This is a genomic window from Pseudomonas sp. AN3A02 (genome assembly GCF_011765255.1).
Taxonomy (GTDB): Bacteria; Pseudomonadota; Gammaproteobacteria; order Pseudomonadales; family Pseudomonadaceae; genus Aquipseudomonas.
This window is the reverse complement of the sequence record NZ_JAARNI010000006.1, coordinates 68,050-86,451: the sequence shown is the minus strand read 5'-3', so window position 1 is coordinate 86,451 and position 18,402 is coordinate 68,050. Positions and strand designations below refer to the sequence as shown.

At 61.6% G+C, this 18,402-nt stretch carries 21 protein-coding genes and 1 pseudogene; 11 read left to right on the top strand and 11 right to left on the bottom strand.

The genetic code is table 11. From position 1 onward, the window contains the following. The first annotated feature begins 143 nt into the window (after window positions 1–143). Together HBJ59_RS21875 and dctM are read left to right on the top strand one after the other, a co-directional pair. Window positions 144–776, top strand: coding sequence for a TRAP transporter small permease (locus HBJ59_RS21875; RefSeq protein ID WP_076013692.1), 633 nt, complete (start codon window positions 144–146; stop codon window positions 774–776). After that, complete coding sequence (gene dctM, locus HBJ59_RS21870) at window positions 776–2,056, top strand: C4-dicarboxylate TRAP transporter large permease protein DctM (protein ID WP_010169752.1); 1,281 nt, start codon at window positions 776–778, stop codon at window positions 2,054–2,056. Before HBJ59_RS21875 ends, dctM begins: the two co-directional genes overlap by 1 nt. 124 nt (window positions 2,057–2,180) lie before the next feature. Here the strand turns inward: dctM and ampC are convergent, their stop codons facing one another. Further along, window positions 2,181–3,335, bottom strand: a complete 1,155-nt coding sequence (gene ampC, locus HBJ59_RS21865; protein ID WP_167664733.1) for a class C beta-lactamase — start codon at window positions 3,333–3,335, stop codon at window positions 2,181–2,183. 133 nt (window positions 3,336–3,468) lie between these two features. Between ampC and HBJ59_RS21860 the strand changes: the two genes are divergently transcribed. Further along, window positions 3,469–4,350, top strand: coding sequence for a LysR family transcriptional regulator (locus HBJ59_RS21860; protein ID WP_076013690.1), 882 nt, complete (start codon window positions 3,469–3,471; stop codon window positions 4,348–4,350). On the opposite strand, the gene HBJ59_RS21855 is transcribed toward HBJ59_RS21860, so the two are convergent. Beyond that, complete coding sequence (locus HBJ59_RS21855; protein ID WP_167664813.1) at window positions 4,351–4,926, bottom strand: DUF1349 domain-containing protein; 576 nt, start codon at window positions 4,924–4,926, stop codon at window positions 4,351–4,353. It abuts the gene before it with no gap. Window positions 4,927–5,140: 214 nt separating this feature from the next. On the opposite strand from HBJ59_RS21855, the gene HBJ59_RS21850 reads away from it, so the two are divergent. Then, window positions 5,141–6,325 carry a DUF2252 domain-containing protein gene (locus tag HBJ59_RS21850; protein WP_167664732.1) on the top strand — a complete coding sequence of 395 codons (1,185 nt, stop codon included), beginning with the start codon at window positions 5,141–5,143 and terminating at the stop codon, window positions 6,323–6,325. 124 nt (window positions 6,326–6,449) lie between these two features. On the opposite strand, the gene yghX is transcribed toward HBJ59_RS21850, so the two are convergent. Together yghX and HBJ59_RS21840 are read right to left on the bottom strand one after the other, a co-directional pair. After that, the gene (gene yghX / locus HBJ59_RS21845; RefSeq protein WP_167664731.1) at window positions 6,450–7,337 is read right to left on the bottom strand and encodes a YghX family hydrolase; all 888 of its coding nucleotides are present in this window, start codon (window positions 7,335–7,337) and stop codon (window positions 6,450–6,452) included. A 44-nt stretch (window positions 7,338–7,381) separates the two neighbouring features. Continuing rightward, the gene (locus HBJ59_RS21840; RefSeq protein ID WP_063029646.1) at window positions 7,382–7,876 is read right to left on the bottom strand and encodes a PaaI family thioesterase; all 495 of its coding nucleotides are present in this window, start codon (window positions 7,874–7,876) and stop codon (window positions 7,382–7,384) included. A 118-nt stretch (window positions 7,877–7,994) separates the two neighbouring features. Here HBJ59_RS21840 and HBJ59_RS21835 point away from each other — a divergent pair, with 118 nt between their 5' ends. Next, complete coding sequence (locus HBJ59_RS21835) at window positions 7,995–8,549, top strand: YceI family protein (protein ID WP_167664730.1); 555 nt, start codon at window positions 7,995–7,997, stop codon at window positions 8,547–8,549. A 3-nt stretch (window positions 8,550–8,552) separates the two neighbouring features. Here the strand turns inward: HBJ59_RS21835 and HBJ59_RS21830 are convergent, their stop codons facing one another. Beyond that, a complete protein-coding gene (locus HBJ59_RS21830) occupies window positions 8,553–9,443 on the bottom strand; it encodes a DMT family transporter (RefSeq protein ID WP_167664729.1) in 891 nt (296 codons plus the stop codon). Window positions 9,444–9,533: 90 nt separating this feature from the next. On the opposite strand from HBJ59_RS21830, the gene HBJ59_RS21825 reads away from it, so the two are divergent. Further along, window positions 9,534–10,862, top strand: a complete 1,329-nt coding sequence (locus HBJ59_RS21825; protein ID WP_167664728.1) for a PLP-dependent aminotransferase family protein — start codon at window positions 9,534–9,536, stop codon at window positions 10,860–10,862. A gap of 126 nt (window positions 10,863–10,988) precedes the next feature. On the opposite strand, the gene HBJ59_RS21820 is transcribed toward HBJ59_RS21825, so the two are convergent. After that, entirely contained in the window at window positions 10,989–11,423 is a 435-nt protein-coding gene (locus HBJ59_RS21820) for a nuclear transport factor 2 family protein (protein ID WP_076013683.1), read from the bottom strand. 258 nt (window positions 11,424–11,681) lie between these two features. Between HBJ59_RS21820 and HBJ59_RS21815 the strand changes: the two genes are divergently transcribed. Both HBJ59_RS21815 and HBJ59_RS21810 read left to right on the top strand, forming a co-directional pair. Beyond that, entirely contained in the window at window positions 11,682–12,152 is a 471-nt protein-coding gene (locus HBJ59_RS21815; protein ID WP_017475185.1) for a RidA family protein, read from the top strand. A 6-nt stretch (window positions 12,153–12,158) separates the two neighbouring features. Next, window positions 12,159–12,893, top strand: coding sequence for a CPBP family intramembrane glutamic endopeptidase (locus HBJ59_RS21810; protein ID WP_167664727.1), 735 nt, complete (start codon window positions 12,159–12,161; stop codon window positions 12,891–12,893). A 6-nt stretch (window positions 12,894–12,899) separates the two neighbouring features. On the opposite strand, the gene HBJ59_RS21805 is transcribed toward HBJ59_RS21810, so the two are convergent. Further along, window positions 12,900–13,265: a hypothetical protein gene (locus tag HBJ59_RS21805; RefSeq protein WP_076013681.1), complete on the bottom strand. Its 366-nt coding sequence runs from the start codon at window positions 13,263–13,265 to the stop codon at window positions 12,900–12,902. 288 nt (window positions 13,266–13,553) lie between these two features. Between HBJ59_RS21805 and HBJ59_RS21800 the strand changes: the two genes are divergently transcribed. Then, the gene (locus HBJ59_RS21800) at window positions 13,554–13,970 is read left to right on the top strand and encodes a hypothetical protein (protein ID WP_003215097.1); all 417 of its coding nucleotides are present in this window, start codon (window positions 13,554–13,556) and stop codon (window positions 13,968–13,970) included. 18 nt (window positions 13,971–13,988) lie between these two features. On the opposite strand, the gene HBJ59_RS21795 is transcribed toward HBJ59_RS21800, so the two are convergent. Beyond that, window positions 13,989–14,798, bottom strand: a complete 810-nt coding sequence (locus HBJ59_RS21795; RefSeq protein ID WP_076013724.1) for a helix-turn-helix domain-containing protein — start codon at window positions 14,796–14,798, stop codon at window positions 13,989–13,991. 116 nt (window positions 14,799–14,914) lie between these two features. On the opposite strand from HBJ59_RS21795, the gene HBJ59_RS21790 reads away from it, so the two are divergent. Continuing rightward, window positions 14,915–15,232, top strand: coding sequence for a DUF2834 domain-containing protein (locus HBJ59_RS21790; RefSeq protein WP_076013680.1), 318 nt, complete (start codon window positions 14,915–14,917; stop codon window positions 15,230–15,232). Next, a complete protein-coding gene (locus tag HBJ59_RS21785) occupies window positions 15,232–15,648 on the top strand; it encodes an MAPEG family protein (protein ID WP_167664726.1) in 417 nt (138 codons plus the stop codon). Before HBJ59_RS21790 ends, HBJ59_RS21785 begins: the two co-directional genes overlap by 1 nt. Here the strand turns inward: HBJ59_RS21785 and HBJ59_RS32085 are convergent. The 3 genes and pseudogenes from HBJ59_RS32085 to HBJ59_RS21775 form a co-directional block, all read right to left on the bottom strand. Beyond that, window positions 15,648–15,742: pseudogene (locus tag HBJ59_RS32085) on the bottom strand (outer membrane lipoprotein carrier protein LolA); the annotation flags it as partial. The gene HBJ59_RS21785 and the pseudogene HBJ59_RS32085 overlap by 1 nt on opposite strands. Window positions 15,743–15,769: 27 nt before the next feature. Beyond that, window positions 15,770–16,936, bottom strand: coding sequence for a cystathionine gamma-synthase (locus HBJ59_RS21780; RefSeq protein ID WP_167664725.1), 1,167 nt, complete (start codon window positions 16,934–16,936; stop codon window positions 15,770–15,772). Further along, a complete protein-coding gene (locus HBJ59_RS21775) occupies window positions 16,933–18,309 on the bottom strand; it encodes a cystathionine beta-synthase (RefSeq protein WP_167664724.1) in 1,377 nt (458 codons plus the stop codon). The genes HBJ59_RS21780 and HBJ59_RS21775 overlap by 4 nt, the downstream gene beginning before the upstream one ends. Window positions 18,310–18,402 lie beyond the last annotated feature (93 nt).

The window sequence follows — 18,402 nt, the reverse complement described above, 5'->3', positions numbered from 1 at the left end:
AGCGGGCTTGCCCGCGATGGCATCACCTCGGTGTTCCTGAAAGGCCGAGTTGCCCGCATCGCAGGCAAGCCAGCTCCCACATTGATCCGGTTTCGTCAGTGACTTGTCGTGAATATCCCCGTCCAGTTTCGCGAGGTTTTGCCATGCAAACGCTAAGGCGCATCTGGGAGCACCTGGAGGAAGGCTTTATCGCCATCCTGCTGGCCGCCATGACCCTGGTGACTTTTGTCTACGTCATGCTCAACAACATCTACACCCTGTTCTTTGCCCTTGCTGATAAGTGGGCGTGGAGCAGCGGTTTCTTCAACGCCCTGGGTGACCACACCATGGGCTGGGCCCAGGACATGACCTGGAGCGTGGCGCTGACCAAGGCCATGTTCGGCTGGCTGATTTTCTTCGGCATTTCCTACGGCGTACGCACCGCCGGCCACCTGGGCGTGGATGCCCTGGTCAAGCTGACCCCGCGCCGTGTGCAGCGCCTGCTGGGCATGCTCGCCTGCCTGTGCTGCCTGGCCTACGCCGGGTTGTTCATGGTCGCCAGCTACAAGTGGCTGAGCGCGGTGATGACCGCCGGCATCGGCGCCGAAGACCTCGACAAGTTCGGCATCGACGTCGGCGACATCGTGGTGATTGTGCCCGTCGGTTTTGCCTTGGTGTTCATCCGCTACCTGGAAATTTTCTACCGCATCTTCACCCACCGCCAAACCGGGCTGGGCCTGGCCGACGAAGCCGGTGAAGCCAGCAAGTTGGCCGGCAGCCATGAGGAGCGTCACTGATGGCCGTTCTGTGTTTGTTTTTGCTGCTGTTCGTGTTCATGTTCCTCGGTGTGCCCATCGCGATTTCCCTGGGGTTGTCGGGCGCGGTGTCGATCCTGATGTTCAGCCCGGACTCGGTGAGTTCCCTGGCGATCAAGCTGTTTGAAACCTCGGACGCCTACACCTTCCTGGCGATTCCGTTCTTCCTGTTGTCGGGTGCGTTCATGACCACCGGCGGCGTGGCGCAACGGTTGATCGACTTTGCCAACGCCTGCGTCGGGCATATCCGTGGCGGCCTGGCAATTGCGGCGGTGTTGGCGTGCATGCTGTTTGCCGCGCTGTCGGGCTCATCGCCTGCAACCGTGGCGGCGGTGGGTTCGATTGCCGTGGCGGGCATGGTGCGCTCGGGCTATCCGAAGGAATTCGGCGCCGGGATCATCTGCAACGCCGGTACCCTGGGCATCCTGATTCCGCCGTCGATTGTGATGGTGGTGTACTCGGCGGCGACTGAAACGTCGGTAGGCAAGCTGTTTATGGCCGGGGTGATTCCTGGCCTGCTGCTGGGCTTGATGTTGATGGTCGCGATCTACATCGTCGCGCGCATCAAGAAGCTGCCGGCCCAGCCTCGGGCGACCTTTCGCGAGTGGCTGACCTGCGCCCGCCGGGCATTCTGGGGCTTGTTGCTATTGGTGATCATCCTTGGCGGCATCTACAGCGGCATGTTCACCCCGACCGAAGCAGCGGCGGTGGCGGCGGTGTACTCGGCGTTTGTCGCGCTGTTCGTCTACAAGGACATGAAGATCAAGGATTGCCCCAAGGTGCTGCTGGAGTCCGGGCGCCTGGCGATCATGCTGATGTTTATCATCGCCAACGCCATGCTCTTCGCCCACGTGCTGACCACGGAGCAAATCCCCCAGGAAATCACTGCTTGGGTGATCTCCGAAGGGCTGACGCCGATTGGCTTTTTGATCATGGTCAACGTGGTGTTGTTGGTGGCGGGCAGCTTTATGGAGCCGTCGGCGATCGTGCTGATCCTGGCGCCGATCTTCTTCCCGATTGCGATGAAGCTGGGGATCGACCCGATTCACCTGGGGATTGTGATGGTGGTCAACATGGAGATTGGCCTGGTGCACCCACCGGTGGGGCTGAACCTGTTTGTGACCTCGGCGGTGACCGGGCTGACCCTGGGGCAGACCATCCGCGCGGCGTTGCCGTGGCTGATGATTTTGCTGGTGTTCCTGATCATGGTGACCTACCTGCCGTTCATCTCGCTGGCCTTGCCGCACTGGTTGGGGATGTAAGCACCTGTGGCTTTCTGTAGGAGCGAGCTTGCTCGCGATGGTCGTCAACGATGACGCGTGCATCCTGAATGAACGCGTTGTTTGACGGTTTTTCGCGAGCAAGCTCGCTCCTACAGGGCAGACGCTATTGGTCCATCGCACTCAGGATCGCATGGGCCGCTTTCACCCGTTCGGCATTCGGGTAGTTTTTGTTTGCCAGGATCACCACCCCCAGGCCTTTGCTCGGCACATAAGCCACGTACGCCCCAAAGCCACCGGTCGAGCCGGTCTTGTTCACCAGCGTGTCGGCATGGGGTGCCTGCGGTGGTGTCAGCCAATTGACCTTGTGGGGCTCCATGGCCATTTGTGTCGAGTTGCCTTCCACCAGGGCATCCACTTTGATCGGGTAGGGGTACATCTCCCAGCCGAGGCCCTGGGTCATGCCATCAACCGTGTAGTAGCCGGTGTGGGTCGCGGCAATCGCCTGTTGCAGCGGCTTTTCCAGCTTCGCCGGGTGCATGTTCACTTCAACGTAGTGAATCAGGTCCGAAGTGCTGGTCTTGATGCCGTAGGCTTCGGCGTCCAGGGCGCCAGGACTGACGCGCACCGGTTTGCCGGCCTTGTCGTAACCCTGGGCGTACAGGCTCATTTGCGTCTCGGGAACGCTGATAAAGGTGTGCTTGAGGCCGAGTTTCGGCAGCACGGTCTGCTCCATCACGCGGTTAAACGGCTGGCCCAGGCTTTGCGCCGCCAGGTGGCCGAACAGGCCGATACTCGGGTTGGAGTAGAGGCGTTGGGTGCCGGGTGCAAAAGCCGGTTTCCAGTGCTGGTAGTAGCTGATCATCTTGCCGGTGTTATCGAACTCATCGGGGAATTGCAGCGGCAAGCCACCCGCGGTGTAGGTGCCGAGGTTGAGCAGGCTGATGTGGTCAAACTTGTCGCCGCGCAATGCCGGCAGGTATTGGCTGGCCGGGTCTGACAGTTTCAGCTTGCCGTTGGCCAGGGCATAGCCTGCGAGGGTGGCGGTGAAGGTCTTGCTCACCGAGCCGATTTCAAACAGGGTGTTTTCGGTGACCGGCTGCTGGCTGTCCTTGTTGGCGACGCCGTAGTTAAAGTATTGCGCCTTGCCGTTCTGTATCACCGCGACCGACAGGCCGGCGATGTCCTGTTGCTGCATCAGGGGTTCGACGGTACTGTCGACCACCTGGCGAATATCGGTGGCGGCCATGCAGTTGCCGGCGCCGAGCAATAAGGCGAATATCGTGGTGTTGCGCACGGTTGGGAAAATGGATGTGTACATGATGACGTGACTTCCATGAAGGTGATCGGGTGAATACCGTTGCCTGCGCAGGCGCCGCAAATTTAGGCAGTTTGTGATCCGGCGGCAAACGATGATATCTCGCAACAGCCATTAGAAAAATTAAGGTCAAGCCATGCTCCGTTCCCATTTGCCTCTCAACGCACTGCGGGCCTTCGAGGCTTCCGCGCGGCATTTGAGTTTTACCCGGGCGGCGATTGAATTGTGCGTCACCCAGGCGGCGGTCAGTCACCAGGTGAAAAGCCTGGAGGCGCAGCTCAATGTCACGCTGTTCAAACGCTTGCCCCGGGGCCTGATGCTCACCAGCGAAGGCGAGACCTTGCTGCCGGTACTGCGCGAATCCTTCGACCGGATTGCTCAAACTTTAGGCCAGTTTGAAGCTGGGCATTACCGCGAAGTCTTGACGGTAGGCGCGGTGGGCACCTTTGCGGTGGGCTGGCTGTTGCCGCGGCTTGCGGACTTCCAGGCGCGCTACCCGTTTATCGACTTGCGCCTGTCCACCAACAACAACCGGGTCGATGTGGCTGCCGAAGGCCTGGATTACGCGATTCGTTTTGGTGCCGGCGCGTGGCACGGCACCGAGGCGTGCCAGTTGCTGGAAGCGCCGCTGACGGTGTTGTGCGTGCCGCAACTCGCTCGGCAATTGCAGACGCCGGCGGACCTGTTGAAGCACACGTTGCTGCGCTCCTACCGCGCGGATGAGTGGACGCAATGGTTCCAGGCCGCCGGCTTGCCAGCCGATACGCTGGTGCCGCGCAGCATTGTGTTTGATTCATCCCTGGCGATGATGGAGGCGGCGCTGCAAGGGGCGGGCGTGGCCCTGGCACCGGCGATGATGTTCAGCCGGCAGTTGGCGACGGACGTGATCCGGCAGCCGTTTGAGGTGGGCATCACCACCGGCAGTTATTGGCTGACGCGCTTGCAGTCGCGAGCCGAGACACCGGCGATGCTGGCGTTCAAGGTGTGGTTGCGTGAAGTGGTGAGCAGCCGGCGTTAGTCAGGACAGGTCGTGCAGGGATTTACCGTTGGGCGCACCCACCCATAGTTCGGAAAACTCCACGTCCAGCCCACCGCGCTCTGGCGTGCAGCAGTAAGGCCCGACCTGATACGACTGCGCCACCGGGAACGGCGCCAGGCGCACCAACGGCCAGCTCGTACCATCCACTGATACCTGCACGCGCAATACACCCTTGGCCACGGTGACGCGAATCCAGAAGGCTTCGGGATCACCCGGGAACACGCCGGTAGCCCAGTCCGACACGCCATCGGTCAATACGCTGCTCAGCAGCGTCGCGCCGTCGGACAGTTCCGCACCGATCTTCACCCAGTGCGCTTCATCCACTCGTACCATCAACCCGGCCTGGTCATACAGGTGGGTGAATTCACTGTGGATTTTGACCTGAGCGGTAAAGTCGCCGTCGGTTTCGACAAACAGGAAATGCCCGTTATCGCGAATAAAACCATAGTGGGTTTCACGCCAGAAATCGGTACTGGCGTCGGTGCGCACCTTGAGACGCTCGCCTTCTCGGCTCCAGTGCTGGGGTTGATTGAGCCAACTGGCCTGTTCAAACATCGGGAAGCTCCTTGAAGGTGGCAAAACATCGGAGAAGGCGGCGGTGCCATTGTTAAGGCGCGTGCGCAGCGAAAACAACCACTGCGGCACGCCGACGCCGAGTGTAACCCCGGCAGTGATGGCGCCGATGTGGCTCATTAATGGAAACCTCTGAAACAAAATGAAACATTTGTCGCGGCCCAGCCTCTACCGTATCTCCACGACGAGTACCTCTATGAAAACGCCGCGTCCCTCTTCGCGAATGCCCCACCTCACACAACTGCGCAACCTGAAGATGGCGCGCTCCGCCCACGCCTACGTGCGGGGCAGTACGGTTCAGTTTTATGAGTGGCTGCACAGCCAGCGCGGGCGGCGCTTGCCCCATGGGCCGGCGATCTGGATCTGCGGTGACTGCCATGCCGGCAACCTCGGGCCCACGGGCGATACCAAGGGCCGGATCGACATGCATATCCGTGACCTTGACCAGGCGGTGATCGGTAACCCGACCCATGACTTGGTGCGCCTGGCGCTGTCCCTGGCCACCGCTGCCCGGGGTTCGGACCTGCCGGGGGTGACCACCGCTCGCATGCTTGAAGAGATGATGGTGGGCTACGCGCAGGCGTTTAAGGACAAGCCCGACGAGGCACCGCCGCGTCCATCCCAGGTCAAGGCCGGGATGCGCAGTGCGGTGGAACGCACCTGGAAGAACCTGGCCCGCGAACGGATTGAAAACACCCGGCCGACGATTCCGATGGGTAAGCATTTCTGGTCGTTGTCGCGGGCGGAAAAGTCGGCCCTTGAAACCTTGTGCGCCTCGGATGAGATCCACCGGCTGGTGACTTCGCTTAAAGGCCGGTCCAACGATGACCAGGTCGAGCTGCTGGATTCCGCTTACTGGGTCAAGGGTTGCAGCTCCCTTGGGTTGTTGCGGTATGCGGTGTTGTTGGGGGTAGGGAACCAGGACGATCAGGAATACTGCCTGCTCGATATCAAGCAAGCGGTGGGTGCGGCGGCACCGCGCGCGGCACGGGCGAAGATGCCCCGGGACAATGGTCGGCGAGTGGTGGAGGGCGCCAGGCACCTGTCACCGGCGTTGGGGGAACGGATGCTGGCGACGCGGTTTCTGGATCACGGTTTTTTTATCCGCGAGTTGCTGCCCCAGGACATGAAGCTGGAACTGGATGAGTTGAGCGAGATTGATGCGATGCACGCGGCCGGGTATCTGGCCCGGGTGGTCGGCGTGGCGCACGCGCGGCAGATGGACCGGGATACGCGCAAGGACTGGATGGCGGTGTTGCAGGAGAACCGGTCGAAGCAGCTGGATGCGCCGTCGTGGTTGTGGACCAGTGTGGTGCAGTTGGTGGGGAACCATGAGGAAGGGTATCTCAACCACTGCCGGCAGTACGCGCTGGAACACTGATGACGATCCCACTGTAGGAGCGAGCTTGCTCGCGAAAAACCCGAGAGCGCTGCGATAAACCAGATGCGCTGCGTTATCGTTGACGTTCTTCGCGAGCAAGCTCGCTCCTACAATGAGGTTGGCATCAGGCCAGGTATTTGCGGAACCAACCCAAGGTCCGCTCCCACGCCAGATTCGCCGCCGCCTCGTCATACCTCGGCGTCGAATCGTTGTGAAAGCCGTGATTGGCGCCCTTGTAGATAAACGCCTCATACGTCGTGCCCGCGGCCTTCAGCGCCTTCTCATACGCCGGCCAGCCCTCATTGATCCGCGTATCCAGCTCACCGTAATGCAACATGATCGGCGCCTTGATCCGTGGCACGTCCTTGGCTTCCGGCTGGCGCCCATAAAACGACACCGCCGCACCCAATTCCGGATAAGCCACCGCCGCCGCATTGGTCACGCCGCCGCCATAACAGAACCCGGTAATGCCCACCTTGCCGGTGCTGGCATCGTGGTGCATCAACCATTCGATGGCCGCGAAAAAGTCGTTCATCAGCTTTTCGGGATCGACTTTCTGCTGCAGCTCCACACCTTTCTCATCGTTGCCGGGATAGCCGCCCACCGAGGTCAAGCCATCCGGCGCCAGGGCAATAAAACCGGCCTTGGCCAACCGGCGGGCGACGTCTTCGATATACGGGTTCAACCCACGGTTCTCATGCACCACCACCACCGCCGGCACCTTGCCGCTGGCCTTGGCCGGGCGTACCAGGTAGCCGCGCACCGTGCCGTTGCCCTTGGGTGACGGGTAGGTGATGTAGTCGGCGACGATCTCCGGGTCGGTGAATTTCACCTGCTCGGCCAGGGCGTAGTTGGGGCTCAGGGCGGCGAGCAGGGCCGAGGCCGTCAGCCCGCCAAAGGTGAACAGCGCCGCACGGTCGAGAAACTCCCGGCGGTTGATCTTGCCGTGGGCGTAGCCGTCGTAAAGCTCCAGCAGTTCAGGGGCGAAATCTTTGGCGGTCAGACGAGTCATCGGTAGCGTCCTCGATTAGCGGTGGGACTGAATGTAGACCAGTATCAGGCTTCCCGGCCATGGGCGGCGGCTGCCAACTGCCCGGTGTCGACTCGCACGAAGACCGAATCGCCAATCGCCGTCAGCACACCATCAGCGTACACCTCACACACCACGCGGCTTTTGCGGCCCACGTCACCTTCGACTTTTGCGCGCAAGGTCAGCGGTACGCCCATCGGTGTCGGCTTGATGAATTTGATTCCCAGGTTGCCGGTCACGCAGTCGATGCGCGGCAGGCTGCCGGGTTCGCGTTGCTCCGCCCGGTAGTGGTAGGCCATGGCGGTCCAGTTCGAGTGACAGTCCACCAGCATTGCGATCAAGCCGCCGTAGACCAGATCTGGCCAGCCGCAGTATTGGGCATCGGGCTGGTGCTCGGCGATCACGTGGATGCCGTCGGCGTCCCAGCGGCTCTTGATGTGCAGCCCGTGGGGGTTGCGGCTGCCGCAGCCATAACAGACGCCTTCGGGGGCGGTGGTGTCTTGCAGGGAAAGCGCGGGCATCGTGGCTCCTTGTTGTTTGAGTTCCTTCGAGGCACGAGCCTAATGCCAGGCACGTGAATAAATCCAGCACCTACGCTGTTAGCAGTGCACAGCGTGTTCATTCCCGGTTGAGAACCCCATGAAACCTCGATTGCTAGCGGCCCTCCTTACCCTCGGCACCTTGTCCAACGCGTATGCCGTGGAATACACCGACGTGAATCCGGCGGCCAGCACCCTTAGCTTTACCTATGACCAGATGGGCCAGCAGGTGTACGGCACGTTTGGCACCTATTCGGCGACCCTGAATTTCGACACGCAAAACCCGGCCGCCGCCAGCACCGTACTGACCATCCAGCTGCCGAGCATCAATGCCGGCAGCGACGACGCCAACACCGAACTGCCCAAGCCCGGCTGGTTCGACATGACGACTTACCCGGTGGGCACCTTTACCTCGACCCACATCACTGACCTGGGTGGCAACCGCTACCTGTTCAGCGGCAACCTGACCCTCAAGGGCCAGACCCGGCCGGTGGAGGTCAAGGTGGCGCTCAAGGAGCAGAGCGGCATTGGTGTGTTCGATGGCGAGCTGGTGCTCAAGCGCGACGACTTCAAGATCGGCGCAGGGGAGTGGGCGGACAGCGTGGTGTCCAATGTGATTGTCATCAAGTTCAAGATGGTTGCGCCTGAGCGCTGATGGCTAGCGGGCAAACTTCTTGGCCCCCGCCACACACGCAATTACCGCGACCGTCACCACCAGCATGCCCAGGCTCACCGGTTCATGCAGCAGCGTGGCGGCCAGTGCCAGGCCGAAAAACGGTTGCAGCAACTGCAATTGCCCGACGGCGGCGATACCGCCCTGGGCCAGCCCGCGGTACCAGAACACAAACCCGATCAGCATGCTGAACAGCGACACATAGGCCAGGCTCAGCCAGGCCGGCAGGCTGATGTTAACGAAAGAGCTTGGCGCGAGGATCGCCGTCAGAGGGGCCACAATCGGCAGCGAGATCACCAGCGCCCAGCAGATCACCTGCCAGCCACCCAGGGTGCGCGAAAGTTTGGCCCCTTCGGCATAACCCAGGCCGCACGCCAGTATCGCCAGCAGCATCAGCAAATCCCCGGCGGGCGCGGCGCTGAGGCCCTGGGCAACGGCGTAGCCCACCACCAGCAGGCTGCCCAGGATCGAAAACAGCCAGAACACCGGCTTGGGCCGCTCGCCGCCACGCAATACACCGAACACGGCGGTGGCCAGCGGCAGCAAGCCGACAAACACGATGGAGTGGGCGCTGGTGACGTGCTGCAAGGCCAGGGCGGTGAGTAGCGGGAAGCCGATCACCACGCCCAGCGCGACGATTGCCAAGGGCAACAACTGGCTACGGGCCGGGCGCTTTTCCTTGAACAGCCACAGCAGGCACAGGCCCAGCAGGGCGGCGATGGTGGCGCGGGCGACGGTCAGGAACACCGGATCAAATTCCAGCACCGCCAGGCGTGTGGCGGGCAGCGAGCCGCTGAAGATCACCACGCCGATCAAGCCATTGATCCAGCCGCTGGGGTTGTGTTCCTGGGTGTTGAGGTGCGTGGTGCGTTCCATGGGTGTTGGCTCGATAAGGATAAGTTGCGTCTCCCGCATCCTATGATTCACCATTAAGACAATCAAAAAATTGTCATGGATACATCGCCTATGCCTCGCGCCCGCTACAAGACACTGGTGGACACCTTCGCCCGGGATATCCGCTCCGGCACCCTGTCGGCGGGCACCCGTTTGCCGACTCACCGCCAGTTGGCCGCCAGCCACGGCCTGGCGCTGGTCACGGCCAGCCGGGTGTACACCGAACTTGAGGCCATGGGCCTGGTCAGCGGTGAAACCGGGCGCGGGACCTTTGTGCGGGAAATCGCGTTGTCGCCGGGGCAGGGCGTAGGCCAGATCGCGGTGGCGGCGGGCATGATCGACCTCAATTTCAACTACCCGTCGCTGCCGGGCCAGACCGACCTGCTGCGCACTGCGTTGCGTCAGCTGGCGCTGTCCGGCGACCTGTCGGCCCTGCTGCGCTACCAGCCCCACGCCGGCCGGTTGCACGAACGGGCGGCGGTGGCGCGCCACCTGGCGAGTCGTGGGTTGACGGTGCAGGCCGAGCAGGTACTGATCGTCAGCGGTGCCCAGCACGGGCTGGCGGTGACCATGATGTCGCTGCTCAAGCCCGGCGCTGTGGTGGCGGTAGATGCATTGACCTATTCCGGGTTCAAGGTGCTGGCCGAGACGTTGCACCTGGAAATCGTTGCAATCCCGGTGACCGCGACGGGCCCAGACTTGGTCTTCCTCGAAAAACTCTGCGCCCGGCGCCCGGTACGCGCCGTGTACAGCATGCCGACCCTGCATAATCCGTTGGGCTGGGTGATGAGCAGGGAGCAGCGCGAGCACCTGGTGGCGATTGCCCGCAGGCACGATCTGATTGTGATTGAGGACGCGGCCTACGCGTTTTTAGCCGAGGACGCGCCGCCGCCTGTGGCCGAGCTGGCACCGGAGCGCACGGTGTATGTGTCGGGGCTGTCCAAGAGCGTTGCCACTGGCCTGCGGGTGGGGTTCGTGGCTGCTCCGCAGCAGTGGATGGCGGCGCTGGAACGTACGGTCATGGCCACCACCTGGAACACTCCGGGGGTGATGACTGCGGTGGCTGCCGCGTGGATCGACGACGGCACGGTGCTGCAGCTGGAAGCGCAAAAGCGTGAAGACGCCCAGGCGCGCCAGGCGGTGGCCGATGAGGTGTTGGCAGGGTTGAATGTGATCCGCCATCCGTCTTCGTATTTTCTGTGGCTGCCCTTGCCGGAAGATGCCCGCGCCGACCAGATCACCATGGCGCTGGCACGGCAGAATATCTCGGTGTCCACCGCCGAGCCGTTTGCCGTCTCGGCCCACGTGCCCCATGCCTTGCGAGTGGCGCTGGGGTCAGTGGACCGGGAGGTGTTGCGCGAGGCGCTGCTGAAAGTGCGCTGGGCGGTGGAGGCGTACTAGATCGAGCTAATCGTGGCGAGGGAGCTTGCTCCCGCTGGAGTGCGCAGCGCTCCCAAAGATTTTGGGGCCGCTGCGCAGCCCAGCGGGAGCAAGCTCCCTCGCCACAGGAGAAGCATTCGTGTGTTATCAGAATTTGTACGCCTGACGCCCAATCAGCAGCCACTTGCCTTTCTGCTTCTGCCAGACCTGGAAGTTTTCAATTTCGGTGGGCACCTCGACGCCGCTGTTCACCGCCTGGGCGGAAAAGTGGTTGCGCACCAGCGCGGTGTCGCCATTGAGGGTGATGGTCTGTTTCTGCATTTCCAGGGTCTTGAAACCGCTTCTGCCGGTTTCAATGTCGGCGATAAATTCCTGCTTGTTCTGGACCTTGCCGCTGGAATGGCCGTAGGTGAGGTTGTTCGCGGTGAGGGCCTGCAGTTGCGGGATGTCCTTGTGCAGCATGGCTTGGGTCAGGTGGTCGACCGCGACGGCTACATCCTTGTCGGCTGCGGCAGGCGCGGCGGCCGCTGCATAACCGCTGAACAGGCACAGAAAACCAATCAGAACCTTGACGTTTTGCATGGGTGTTTCCTTGTTGTTGTGGGTACTTGGACGAATCAGGAGGTATGTCTGTGTCGTCGTACAACCATGCCGTATTTCGCGGGATCAAGGAAAGTGAAATTTGTAATTTGCCCGAATATAAGCGCCGCTTGCCAGTATTGGTCATCGTATCACTTGTGAAATAACGGTCGGCACTTCCCGTGGAAATGGCACATGGCTATGCTGTGGCCGGCGACTTCATGGTGTGGATTCGCAACAGCCAGCGAGGACAACAACAAAATGACACCAGATCAAAAGTACGCGGCGGCCATGGTGCGCCTGGGTTATCAACTCAACGAATTCAAGATCGGCGGCAACTACACGCCGCTGCTGAGGGACGGCAACCATGTTTACATCAGCGGCCAGATCCCGCGGGTGGGTGACACGATCGTGCTGCCCGGCAAGGTCGGCGAAAGCCTCAGCCTGGCCGACGCCCAAATCGCCGCCGGTGTCAGCGCATTGCGTTGCCTGGGCTTGCTCAAGCAGGCACTGGGCTCCCTGGATCAGGTCAAGGCGATCCTGAAGATCAATGTGTACGTGCGCAGTGCGGATGACTTTGACCAGCAAAGCGAAGTGGCCAACGGTGCGTCGGACCTGTTGAACGAGATTCTGGGGGCTGCCGGTTCTCACACGCGCACCTCGGTGGGCGTGCTGCAACTGCCCAAGGGCGCCGCCGTGGAAGTCGACATGATCGCTGTGGCACAGGGCTGACGCCGAGTGATCGCCGACGCTTTTACAGTGCTGATTCACTATGGGATTTATCTGCTTCCAGGGCTGATCCTGTTTGGCCTGTGGTTCGGCCTCACCCCGAAAACAATGCCGGGCGTGCGCATCGTTGTTCTGCTGTTGGCGTTCGTGCTGATGCGCGATGCGATGACGCCGCTGGGCATGTGGTCGCTGAGCACTGAGGTGCAGATCCAGTTTACGGCCAACCCCTTCGTGCTGGCTGCGCTCGGCGGCTTGTCCCTTGGGCTGATTGCACTGCTCGCGCGCCTGGCTCCGGAGTTATGGCAACTGACGGTGCTGTTCAAGGGTAATCGCGGTGCAGGCCTGGCAGTGGGGCTGGTGGCCGGTTGTTTGATTGGCTTGCCATTGCGGCTGTATCAAGGCATCGAACCGGCGGCGATCGCGGCTTACTGGACCTGGATGATGGGCATGCTAGTGCTTGCCTACTGCGCCAATGCGCTGGAAGAGGTGTTGTTTCGCGGCTTCTTGCAGGGTTATCTCGAACAGCACGTTACGCCGCTGCGTGCGGCGTTGCTCAGCGGGTTGGCGTTCGCCGCGTGCCATTCATTTCTGGCGTTGAGCGTGACGCAACTGGGCTGGCCAGTGTTGGCCTTTACCCTGATTGAAGGCGTGGCCTGCGGGCTGGTGCGGATGCGTTACGGCGTGGTGGCGGCGACGGCCACCCATGGCACGGCGATCTTGCTGATTGCCGTACCGATGGTGTGAGCCGTCTCAGGCCTGTACATCAACGCCGATGTGGGCCTGGAGCCAGTCTTTGTAGACCGCGATGTTATCGGTCGACTGGTCGCCATTTTTCGCGGTGACAGTCCTGCCGTCCAGGCGCCCGATATCGAGCAGGTACTGAAGACCATTGGCCACATGGGTGGCGTCGCTTTTGCTGAGTGACTGAACATCGGGCAGTTCGACGTCGTTGCTTTTATCGTCGAAGGTCGCCCAGGAAGGGCTGGCCCTGGCGGTGGCAACGGTTTGCGCGGTCGAGCGCACTTGCTCCTGATAGCTGGCTTCCAGCGTGGCCTTGATCTCGGGCGTGGCGTTGGTGACTTCAATCCTCCCGGCCCGCAGGGTGCCGTTTTCCATGGATTGTGTAAAAGCCCTCTGTCCCAGCGCTAACAGACTTATCGTGCTTCCTATCATGGTGCCGCTCCCTTATTGGTAGCAGCAACAGAGCAAAACCCGGGCCATGTGCTGCATGCTCTGTGCGGCGCGGGCTGGGTGGTATTGCCGGGGCAGGGCGCAGGCCAGGAGTTGCCGGGGCTGGCAAAGGGTTGCCACGTCGGCTCGCGCGAGCGCATTTCAGAACGTTGGAAACTAAGTTCAGAATCTCCAGTCTGTAATAGCGTATCGCCACCCCTACAAGGAATTAACATGAAGCTTAAGGTCGTTTTGCTGGGCACGGTTTTGTTGGCTGCGCCGCTTTACCAAGCGGTTGCCGAGACGTGCAGGGCGAACAGTTATGGTGGGTCCGATTGCGAATACGACAATGGCACCTCTTCCAAGAGTCGCGCCAATAGCTACGGTGGGCAAGACACCCAATACAGCGATGGTACTTCCTCCAAGAGCCGCTCCAATAGTTATGGCGGGCAGGATATCCAATACGGCGACGGCACCTCGGCCAAGACCCGTTCCAACAGCTATGGTGGGCAAGACACTCAATACAGCGACGGCACCTCAGCCAAGAGCCGCTCCAATAGCTACGGCGGGCAAGACACCCAATACAGCAACGGCTCCTCCTCCAAGAGCCGCGCCAATAGCTATGGCGGGCAAAATACGACAAATAACTAATGGCCCCGACGCGGCTTTCTACCTCACCAATGACCGCTCATACGCGGCGGTCATCACCTGCCACGTCTGCGCATCTGCCGGAATCAAATGCTCGATGCGCAACGACGTTACCGTAATGTCCTGAGGCATGCCGAAGGTGGTGAAGGTCGACATGAAGTTCAGCTCACCTTCACGGGAGTTGACGCGTGTCAGCACCAGTGGCGGCGGTTCATTGACCAAGGCTTCGGTACTTTGCGGTGCCGGCAGGCTGTCCAGAAGCCTGGCAAGTTCGGGATTGCCCAACGCCTCGCGCGTCGCCCGTTGCCAGGCGATGGTGCGGATTTCTTCAGCGTTGATCAAATGATCACCCAGGCCGCCAGGCTGTAGCAGGGTGACCAGCAAATTCAATCCATCAGCCGCCTCCGGCTTGATCCCCACCAGCTCGAACAGTACCTGCGTACTGGCGTTGGCGGCGAGCACTTCCCAGTGGCTGCCCAGCACGATCGCCGGCGCAGGATTATTCGCATGGAGCACATGGCTGATCGCCTCGCGAATGGCCTCCATCGACGGCGAGGAAAGCGGGGTTGCCTCATAACGCGGGGCGAAGCCGGCGGCGAGGAACACGCTGTTGCATTGCTCCAGCGGAACCTCCAGCGCCATCAGCAAATTATGCAGGGTGCCCGGGCTCGGCTTGGCGCGCCCGGTCTCGATGCAGCTCAGGTGGCGTTGGGAAACCCCGGTGATCAGCGCCAGTTCCAGCTGGCTCAATCTGGCGTGCCGACGCAGCACGCGCAGTTGCATGCCGGCGCTGGTGTCGGGGTTGGCGCGGGGGAAGGGTTGGCTGCTCATAGGCTGACTCTGGCCGGGCGGGTCGATGGTGTCGATGACCTTTGAGGTCATTGAGAGGGGAGCGACGTTATCACTAATGTGCAGCTTCCCGAACCGTTGTCTCCAAGGAGGAGAACATGCGCAGACCCTGGATTGCCCTGGCCGGGTTGTTGGCTTTTGCCCTGTACACATTGATCACGATGCTTATCGCCGATCAATCGCTCATGGCGTTCGGACTTGAATTGATATCGAGGCCGGACACTGCCCAGGTGGTGATTGACTTGTATCTGATGGCGGCCTTGGCGGGCGTATGGATGTACCGGGATGCGCGGGCCAGGGGCAAATCCCTGGCGTCGGTGTTGCCCTATTTACTGGTAACGGCGGTTTTCGTATCCATCGGGCCGCTGCTGTATATCGTGGTCAACGGGTTCCGCGAACCTTCAAGGGGCCGGTGATGGAGGTTTATGCGCTGTGCGTGCTGGTGCTGTTCTTGAAGATGCTGGCGATCTCCTGTTACCAGGGTTTCTTTCGGCTCAGATACCGTGCATTCACCAACCCCGAGGACGCCGGTTTCTTCCATCGCGATGCGAATCCCCGGGAATTACCGCAAGTCTCCCGGGCCGCGAGAGCCTGGGCCAATGACCTGGAAAATATTCCGTTGTTTTTCGTTTTGGGTGGGTTGTGCATTGCAGTGGAGGCGACCGGCGTTGCCACGACGTGGCTGTTCTGCACGTTCACCGTCGCGCGGGTGATGCATACGGTGATGTACCTGAGAGGCCGCCAGCCATGGCGTACGGTCGCTTATGGCGTGGGCCTGATCTGTTTATTGGGACTTGCGGGGGGCATTGGATTGAGATTGATATGGCGATGACAACCCACTGTAGGAGCGAGCTTGCTCGCGAAGAACCGGAGGGCGCCGCGTTGAAACAGGGTGCGAGCGTCATCGTTAACGACTTCGCGAGCAAGCTCGCTCCTACAGGGAGGCAGTTTTTTTAGATCCGCGCCAACGCCTGCGCCAGATCCGCCCGCAGGTCTTCCACGTCCTCAACTCCCACCGACAACCGCACCAACCCATCACCAATCCCCAACTGCGCCCGCGTCGCTGCCGGAATGCTCGCATGGGTCATGATCGCCGGGTGTTCGATCAAACTTTCAACGCCCCCCAGGCTTTCAGCCAACGCAAAGATCTTCACGTTTTCCAGGAAGCGCGTCGCACCCGCCAGGTCGCTTTTCAGGTCCACCGAAATCATCCCGCCAAACCCACGCATTTGCCGACGCGCCAGCTCATGCTGCGGATGCGATGCCAGGCCGGGGTAGTAAACCCGTGCCACCTGCGGCTGTTGCTCCAGCCATGTCGCCAGTTCCAGCGCATTGCTGCAATGGCGCTCCATGCGCAGCGCCAATGTCTTCACGCCGCGCAGGGTCAGGAATGCGTCAAACGGCCCGGCAATCGCACCCACGGAGTTCTGCAGGAAGCCGACGCGCTCGGCCAGTTCAGGATTCTGGCCCACCACCGCAATGCCGCCGATCACATCGGAGTGGCCGTTGAGGTACTTGGTGGTGGAGTGCACCACGATGTCGAAACCCAGTTCCAACGGGCGCTGGATCCATGGGCTGGCGAAGGTGTTGTCGGCCACGCAGATGATGCCCCGTGCCTTGCAGATACGGGCGATGGCACTGAGGTCGGTCAGGCTCAGCAGCGGGTTGCTCGGGGTTTCGACCCAGACCATCCGCGTGTCGTCCTGCAACGCGGCTTCGAAAGCCGACAGGTCGGTCAGGTCGACGAAGCTGAAACGATGCCCGGCGCTGCGTTGGCGAACTTTGTCGAACAGGCGGAAGGTGCCGCCGTACAAGTCGTTGCCGGAAACCACGTGGGAACCGGCGTCGAGCAGTTCCAGCACGGTGGAAATCGCCGCCAGCCCGGAGGCGAACGCGAAGGCCTGGGTGCCGCCTTCCAGATCGGCCACGCAGCGTTCCAAGGCAAAGCGCGTCGGGTTATGGGAGCGCCCGTAGTCGAAGCCTTTGTGAACGCCGGGGCTTTCCTGCAGGTAGGTGGAGTTGGCGTAGATCGGCGGCATCAGCGCCCCGGTGGTCGGGTCGGGGGATTGCCCTGCATGGATCACGCGGGTGGCGAAGGCGCTCTTATCGTGCTGGGTCATGCAAGGGATCTCCGTAGGTGATTAAGCAGGTCGACGCGGGTGATCAGGCCGTGAAAGCCCGACGCGTCAGCAATGATTGCCACCAGTCCGCGATCCAGTTCGGCCTGCAATTGCGCAAGGCTGGCGCTGGGCGCAAGGGTGTGCAGGGCGTTGGTCATGGCGCTGGCCACGGTCATGGAAAAGTGCGCGGCGTTCTGATGCAGGCCGAGCAATACATCTGACTCGTCGAGCACCCCCACCAGTTTTTGGCCGTCCACCAGCACCGGCAATTGCGACACGTCCGCCAGGCGCATGCGCTGGAAGGCGGTGAGCAGGCTGTCGTCGGGGCCGACGCTGATCACTCGGCCGTCCTCGAAACGGCGGGCGATCAGGTCGCGCAGGTCGCCGTAGTGTTTGTATTGCAGCAGGCCGGCGTCGTTCATCCACTGGTCGTTGTAGACCTTCGACAGGTAGCGCGTACCGGTGTCGCAGACGAAGGTGACGACGCGCTTGGGTTCGGTCTGTTCACGGCAATAGCGCAGGGCGGCGGCGAGCAGGGTGCCGGTTGAAGAGCCGCCGAGAATGCCTTCGGCCCGCAGCAGTTGGCGGGCGTGGTCGAAGCTTTCTTCGTCGCTGATGGAATAGGCGTGGCGCACGCTGGAGAGGTCGGCGATGGAGGGGATGAAGTCTTCGCCGATGCCTTCCACGGCCCATGAGCCGGGTTCGGTCATGGTGCCGCTGCGGCTGTATTCAGCCATCACCGAGCCGACCGGATCAGCCAAGACCATGGCCAGGTCGGGTTGTACACGCTTGAAGAAACGCGTCAGGCCGGTGAGGGTGCCGGCCGAGCCGACGCCGACCACAATGGCGTCGAGATCATGCTGGGTCTGAGCCCAGATTTCCGGCGCAGTGCTGGTCTCGTGGGCCAGGGGGTTGGCCGGGTTGTTGAACTGGTCGGCGAAGAACGAATCGGGAATGTCCTTGGCCAGCCGCGCGGCGACGTCCTGGTAATACTCGGGGTGGCCCTTGCCGACGTCGGAGCGGGTGATGTGCACCTCGGCGCCCATGGCTTTCAGGTGCAAGACCTTTTCGGTGGACATCTTGTCCGGCACCACTAACACCACACGGTAACCTTTGGCGCGACCCACCAGCGCCAGGCCGAGGCCAGTATTGCCGGCGGTGGCTTCGATGATGGTGCCACCGGGGCGCAGGCGGCCGTCGCGTTCGGCGGCGTCGATCATGGCCAGGCCGATGCGGTCCTTGATCGAGCCGCCGGGGTTCTGGGATTCAAGCTTGAGGAACAGCGTGCATGGGCCGGTATCGAAGCGGCTGACCCGCACCAGCGGGGTGTTGCCGATCAGTTCGAGCACGGCGGGGCGGGAAGCGGTGGGCATGTCGTCACCTGGCTACGGAATGGGCGTATGGGATGGACAGCAGTTTTTAAAGCATGGTTTCGAACATAGGCCGGTATCGACCCGCTCGCAACC

Coding starts and splice junctions, on each gene's coding strand:
- HBJ59_RS21820 (WP_076013683.1), bottom strand. CDS start 11,423: ATGCAAAACGTCAAGGTTCTGATTGGTTTTCTGTGCCTGTTCAGCGGT.
- HBJ59_RS21785 (WP_167664726.1), top strand. CDS start 15,232: ATGGAGGTTTATGCGCTGTGCGTGCTGGTGCTGTTCTTGAAGATGCTG.
- HBJ59_RS21775 (WP_167664724.1), bottom strand. CDS start 18,309: ATGCCCACCGCTTCCCGCCCCGCCGTGCTCGAACTGATCGGCAACACC.
- HBJ59_RS21800 (WP_003215097.1), top strand. CDS start 13,554: ATGAAGCTTAAGGTCGTTTTGCTGGGCACGGTTTTGTTGGCTGCGCCG.
- HBJ59_RS21850 (WP_167664732.1), top strand. CDS start 5,141: ATGAAAACGCCGCGTCCCTCTTCGCGAATGCCCCACCTCACACAACTG.
- HBJ59_RS21825 (WP_167664728.1), top strand. CDS start 9,534: ATGCCTCGCGCCCGCTACAAGACACTGGTGGACACCTTCGCCCGGGAT.
- HBJ59_RS21835 (WP_167664730.1), top strand. CDS start 7,995: ATGAAACCTCGATTGCTAGCGGCCCTCCTTACCCTCGGCACCTTGTCC.
- HBJ59_RS21790 (WP_076013680.1), top strand. CDS start 14,915: ATGCGCAGACCCTGGATTGCCCTGGCCGGGTTGTTGGCTTTTGCCCTG.
- HBJ59_RS21780 (WP_167664725.1), bottom strand. CDS start 16,936: ATGACCCAGCACGATAAGAGCGCCTTCGCCACCCGCGTGATCCATGCA.
- yghX (WP_167664731.1), bottom strand. CDS start 7,337: ATGACTCGTCTGACCGCCAAAGATTTCGCCCCTGAACTGCTGGAGCTT.
- HBJ59_RS21855 (WP_167664813.1), bottom strand. CDS start 4,926: ATGTTTGAACAGGCCAGTTGGCTCAATCAACCCCAGCACTGGAGCCGA.
- HBJ59_RS21830 (WP_167664729.1), bottom strand. CDS start 9,443: ATGGAACGCACCACGCACCTCAACACCCAGGAACACAACCCCAGCGGC.
- HBJ59_RS21840 (WP_063029646.1), bottom strand. CDS start 7,876: ATGCCCGCGCTTTCCCTGCAAGACACCACCGCCCCCGAAGGCGTCTGT.
- ampC (WP_167664733.1), bottom strand. CDS start 3,335: ATGTACACATCCATTTTCCCAACCGTGCGCAACACCACGATATTCGCC.
- HBJ59_RS21795 (WP_076013724.1), bottom strand. CDS start 14,798: ATGAGCAGCCAACCCTTCCCCCGCGCCAACCCCGACACCAGCGCCGGC.
- HBJ59_RS21815 (WP_017475185.1), top strand. CDS start 11,682: ATGACACCAGATCAAAAGTACGCGGCGGCCATGGTGCGCCTGGGTTAT.
- dctM (WP_010169752.1), top strand. CDS start 776: ATGGCCGTTCTGTGTTTGTTTTTGCTGCTGTTCGTGTTCATGTTCCTC.
- HBJ59_RS21875 (WP_076013692.1), top strand. CDS start 144: ATGCAAACGCTAAGGCGCATCTGGGAGCACCTGGAGGAAGGCTTTATC.
- HBJ59_RS21860 (WP_076013690.1), top strand. CDS start 3,469: ATGCTCCGTTCCCATTTGCCTCTCAACGCACTGCGGGCCTTCGAGGCT.
- HBJ59_RS21805 (WP_076013681.1), bottom strand. CDS start 13,265: ATGGAAAACGGCACCCTGCGGGCCGGGAGGATTGAAGTCACCAACGCC.